Here is a 5,547-nt window from a genome sequence, read left to right as displayed (position 1 = left end):
TCAGTAGGTTTATTCATAAATGCCGGGCGAACGTCGTTGCGTCAACGGCAAACGCAAACGGCGCGACTCCGACCCGGTCCTTGTCCAAAGGTGTTGCCCGCTTGCCATACATCAAAACCAGAAATCGACATGCGCAACCGGCCTCAAAGTACCTGAAGTAGGAAGAGACGTTTAGGCCTTCTGGCACCAGTTTTCACGCGCCAGTCCTTTAATGCACCGAATGGTCATCGCTGACTTCAAAGATTCCCTTGAGAAGTTTTCTAGCGTCCGAAGCAAGCCGGGGCTGCATCCAGTTGGAACCTCAACAGGCGGAACTGACGTAACTGGATTCGCTAATTGTGCAGTTTACGTGGTGGCGAAACAAAATTTCATTCTTATTCCGCCTAGCTTAGTTAGTAATCGTTCCATGCCTTAACTCTTTGTAGAGAGGAGGCTTGTAAATATTGCCTTGAAAATGCCTACATTCTCCGTCGGAGCCCAAGATGCGCTTCCTGAATAATCTTCAAGTCATGATAAAGATCGCCATTCCCGTAGGTATCTTTGTCGCCGTTGCCATTGGGCTTATTGCTTTTGCCAAAAATGGGCTTGATCGGCTCGCGGCCGATACGCAGGAGCTGGTAACTGTAGACTTTGCCCGTCTCAAAATCGTGCTGTCGCTCGACTCGAAAGTTAACCAGGCAACTATTCAAGAGAAGAACATCCTCGGAGACCGCAATATCGAGGGACGTGGTGTCTACGGCAAAAGATACGAAGAGGCCAAACAGGAGGCCTTGGCCGAGCTCGATAACCTGATGAAGTCTGTAAGACCAACGGATTCCCAGGCTGCATATAACGAGATCAAAGACTCGATCGCCGCATACTTTGTTCTGGCAGACCAAAGCGTCGCACAGGGCCTCAAAGGCTATATGGACGATGCGGCCATGAAGATCTCAAATGGTGACGGTCTCCAGGCCCGGATCAAAGTAAAGGACAGTCTCACTGCTCTCGCAGAAGCAAACTCGAAAGACCTCGATAAGGCGCGCGATGAAGCCAACGCTCTTGCGAGGCAAACCTCTATAGGCCTGATAGTTTCGGCGGCCGTCGGTATTGCCCTGGCACTTGCGATCCTCGGCACGATTGTTCTGGTAGGCATCGTGCGTCCTCTGTCCAAGATCACGACCTCCATGTCGAAACTCGCCGATGGTGATCTTGCAGTCCAGGTGGAAGGCTCTGAACGTAAGGACGAAGTGGGCCAGCTGGCGAGGGCATTGCAGGTATTCAAGGATAACGCCCTCAATGCACGACGTCTGGCGCAAGAGCAGGAAGCGGAAAACGACGCGAAAATGCGCCGTGCTCAAATTCTAGACCAACTTACGAAGCAGTTCGATCAGAAGGTGTCTTCCCTGACACAAGGGCTTGCCGCTGCCGCTACGCAGATGGAGTCCACAGCCCAGTCAATGACCTACGTCGCAGATCGGACGACAGGCCAGTCCGTCAACGTTGCTGGAGCCGCTGAGCAAACATCAGCCAATGTGCAGACAGTCGCGGCTGCAACTGAAGAGCTCTCGATCTCGATCCGCGAGATTGCAAGTCAGGTTTCACAGTCATCACAAATCGCCGAGAAGGCCGTTCTGGACGCTCAAAGGACAAATGAAACCGTTCAGACGCTCGCCACGTCGGCTGAGAAAATCGGCAACGTCATCGCGCTGATTAACAACATCGCATCTCAAACGAACTTGCTGGCGCTCAACGCAACTATCGAGGCTGCTCGCGCTGGCGAGGCAGGAAAAGGCTTCGCTGTAGTTGCAAGTGAAGTCAAAGAACTCGCCAACCAGACGTCCAAAGCCACAGATGAAATCTCTCACCAGATTGGCTCTGTGCAGCAAGCGACGGAAGAGGCTGTGAGGGCAATTCAACAGATCGCTCAGACGATTTCAGAAATGTCGCAGATATCTCTATCGATTGCCGCGGCGATTGAAGAGCAGGGAGCTGCAACGCAAGAGATATCCCGCAATGTGCAGGAAGCTGCCCGCGGCACAGAGCTTGTAACCAGCAATATTGGTGAAGTTCGTCAAGGCGCGAGCGAAACCGGAACTGCCGCATCTCAAGTGCTTTCTGCCGCCCAAGAACTTGCTCGGCATTCCGAAAGCCTGGGTCGAGAGGTTGAACACTTCCTTTCGGGCGTCCAGGCGGCCTAAAGCCAGTAACTCGGCGCACTTTTTGTGCCTACTAAGAAGTCCTGCTACGGAAATGTAGCGTACCGAACGTGAGTAGCTCCTATGGACGACCTTTTGCGTGAGTTTCTGACTGAGACGGCAGAGCATCTCGATACAGTCGATGTGGAGTTGGTGCGGTTTGAACAAGATCCCAACAACAAAGCAATCCTGAGTAACATCTTCAGGTTGGTTCACACGATTAAGGGTACTTGCGGCTTTCTCGGGCTTCCGCGCCTCGAGGCTCTGGCGCACGCCGCAGAAACTCTAATGGGGAAATTCCGGGACGGGATGCCCGTCACGACACCCGCCGTATCACTCATTCTTGCGACGCTTGATCGGATTAAGGAGATCCTTGGAGAGCTTGAAAGGCATGCTTCGGAGCCCGAGGGATCCGATCAGGACCTTATCGACGCGCTTGAAGAGATGGCTGCGGCTGAGCCGACCTCAAGCTCGACCGAAGTGGCCGCTCCGTCTGCGGCGGCAACAGTGGGTACATTGGCCTATCAGGTTCTGGAGAGAGCTCTTCTCCCAGGTGAGGTTCCTCTTGACGAACTCGAGCGTGCATTTCGGGAAGCCCCGGGACCCGAGGCACCAAAGGCCGTAGCGGTTCCGTCTCCGGAAAAGAGCACTGTGCCTCCAGGAGAGGACAGTGGTGAGAGCACGGCGGTCAAAGTCCAGACCATCCGCGTTAACGTGGATACTCTCGAGCATCTCATGACAATGGTTTCAGAGCTGGTGCTTACCCGTAACCAGCTTCTTGAAATTTCACGCCGTGTCGATGACAGCAGCTATAAGGTACCCCTCCAGCGTCTCTCGCATGTAACCGCAGAGTTGCAAGAGGGGGTCATGCGCACTCGCATGCAGCCCATCGGGAACGCCTGGCAGAAACTGCCTCGTGTCGTCCGCGATCTTTCTGCTGAGCTCTCGAAGAAGATCGAGCTTGTGATGCAGGGAGCCGACACGGAACTCGATCGTCAAGTTCTGGAAGTCATCAAGGATCCTCTCACCCATATGGTTCGCAATTCGGCGGATCACGGGATTGAATCGCCCCTCGAACGGAAGGCGGCAGGTAAGTCCGAGCGCGGAACGATACGGCTGAATGCCTACCACGAGGGTGGAACGATCACTATCGAGATCGCCGATGACGGCCGGGGTCTCAATTTTTCGGCCATTCGGCGGAAGGCTGTTGAACGCGGTATAGTGTCCGAAGCAGAGGTCGAGCGTATGAGCGAGGCGCAGGTCGCCAAGTTCATCTTCCACCCCGGGTTCTCAACTGCCGCTGCGGTTACGTCCGTGTCCGGCCGGGGAGTCGGGATGGATGTCGTCAAAACAAACATCGAGCTCATCGGAGGCACGGTCGATATTCGCTCCGAGTATGGTCGCGGAACCATATTCACTATCAAGATTCCGCTGACGCTGGCAATTGTGGCGGCATTGATCGTCGCATCAAAGGATCAACGGTATGCAATTCCGCAGGTTGCTGTTCTAGAACTTGTCCGCGTGACTCCCGGCTCCGAGCATACAATTGAACGGATCAACGGAACCCCAGTTCTGCGTCTGCGCGATCGACTGCTTCCTATCGTTCCGCTCTCAAAGGTCCTTCGCTCAAGTACTGACGAGGATGCCAATGAAGGCTTCGTCGTCGTCACGCAGGTCGGGCGGCAGCGGTTCGGTATTCTTGTCGATGGTGTCTTCCATACCGAAGAAATCGTCGTCAAGCCGATGTCGTCCAAGTTGAGGCACATTCAACTCTTCTCCGGGAATACGATTCTCGGCGATGGGGCCGTGGTGCTCATCGTCGATCCGAACGGTCTTGCCCGTATGGTAGGCTCGGGGACCGAGGACGGCCAGCTTCAAGGTGATGCTGCATTGGAGCAGTCCAATGTTGCAGACGATGAGACGACAACGCTGCTTGTGTTCCGTGGTGGCGGGGAAAGCTTGAAGGCAGTGCCTCTATCCCTGGTTACGCGGCTCGAAGAGATCGACGCTTCATCCATCGAATGGCTTGGAGGCCGACCACTCGTGCAGTACAGAGGCCGCTTGATGCCGCTTGTGGCGTCGGACAGCGAGCTTGAGATCAAGCGCGAGGGCATGCAGGCTCTTGTCGTGTTCTCAGACGAGGACTTCGCCATGGGACTGGCTGTCGACGAGATCGTCGACATCGTCGAGGACAGACTGGATATAGAGCTTGTCGCAGACAGGTCTGATCTCGTCGGATCTGCTGTTATTCGCGGAAAAGCTACTGAAGTCGTCAATATTGCGCATTACCTGCCTCTCGTAGCAGAGGCCTGGATGCGCTCTGGGCAGCCTGGGGGAGCTTCGGCGACGAAATCAATTCTGCTGGTTGATGGCTCTGCGTTCTTCAGGGATATGCTGTCGCCAGTCCTGAAGGCATCCGGGTATAAGGTTTACACCGCTGGCGGCACAGCTGAAGCGCTGCATCTCCTATCGTCCGGGACGGCAGTGGACGCCTTAATCACCGAGCTTGATCTGCCAGATCGTTCCGGCTTCGAATTGATTGCAAGCTTGAGGGCTTCGACCCGCTATGGCCAGCTGCCGATCATCGGCCTGACTGTCAAGCATGATCCACGTCAAATCGCCCAGGCTCACAAGTTGCAGGTTACGGAACTCGTCGCAAAGTTCGACCGACGTGGATTGATCGCGGCGCTTTCGGAGCTGCAAGGCGCACTTGAGGAGGCAGCATGAGTACGAATCCAGCTAAAGCAAAGCTCTCCGAGGGCAAGTCCTATCCGGGAACGCATGAGTACATCACAGTCACGGTTGCAGGCCAGTTCCTCGGCTTGGCTATTGACCGCGTGCATGATGTCTTCGTTGCGAGCGAGATGACAACCGTCCCGCTGGCTTCTCCTGAAATAGCAGGGCTATTAAACCTGCGTGGCCGGGTTGTAACGGCAATCTCTCTGCGTCGTCGCCTTCATCTACCGGACCTGGATGGAAATGACCGGCGTATGGCAGTTGGGTTGGAATATCATGGAGAGGCCTTCGGCCTGCTCGTGGACGAAGTTGGCGAGGTGCTAAAGCTTGATTCCGAAGCGCTTCAGCCCAATCCTGTCCATATGGACCCTCGATGGGCCGGTTTGTCGCAAGGAGTTCATCAGCTCAACGACAAATTGCTCATTATCCTCGATGTGGATTCGGTCTTGCAGTTCGATACCCAGGTTGCGGCATAGAGATTGACTGATACGAAATAAGGATAAAGTGTCGTGAGTCTTGACTATTCTATTCCCGTGCTTGTGGTTGACGACTATCAGACGATGGTCCGTATCCTGCGCAATCTGCTCAAGCAGGTGGGTTTCAAGGATGTGGATGATGCATCTGACGGCACAGCCGC

The 5,547-nt window shown here is 54.8% G+C and carries 3 protein-coding genes and 1 pseudogene; all 4 read left to right on the top strand.

The annotated features are described in order from the left end of the window. Positions 1-482: 482 nt before the first annotated feature. Positions 483-2,177 (top strand): methyl-accepting chemotaxis protein, encoded by a 1,695-nt coding sequence (locus LJD17_RS23840; protein ID WP_227386735.1) that lies wholly within the window; start codon positions 483-485, stop codon positions 2,175-2,177. 81 nt (positions 2,178-2,258) lie between these two features. Next, the gene (locus tag LJD17_RS23835) at positions 2,259-4,901 is read left to right on the top strand and encodes a hybrid sensor histidine kinase/response regulator (protein WP_227386733.1); all 2,643 of its coding nucleotides are present in this window, start codon (positions 2,259-2,261) and stop codon (positions 4,899-4,901) included. After that, entirely contained in the window at positions 4,898-5,386 is a 489-nt protein-coding gene (locus LJD17_RS23830; protein ID WP_227386731.1) for a chemotaxis protein CheW, read from the top strand. Before LJD17_RS23835 ends, LJD17_RS23830 begins: the two co-directional genes overlap by 4 nt. Positions 5,387-5,419: 33 nt before the next feature. Then, positions 5,420-5,547 (top strand): annotated as a pseudogene (locus LJD17_RS23825) (two-component system response regulator); the annotation flags it as partial.

This window comes from Microvirga rosea (assembly GCF_020595095.1).
GTDB classification, from domain to species: Bacteria; Pseudomonadota; Alphaproteobacteria; order Rhizobiales; family Beijerinckiaceae; genus Microvirga; species Microvirga rosea.
The sequence above is the reverse complement of the archived record's forward strand: the minus strand, read 5'-3'. Positions and strand labels throughout refer to the sequence as shown.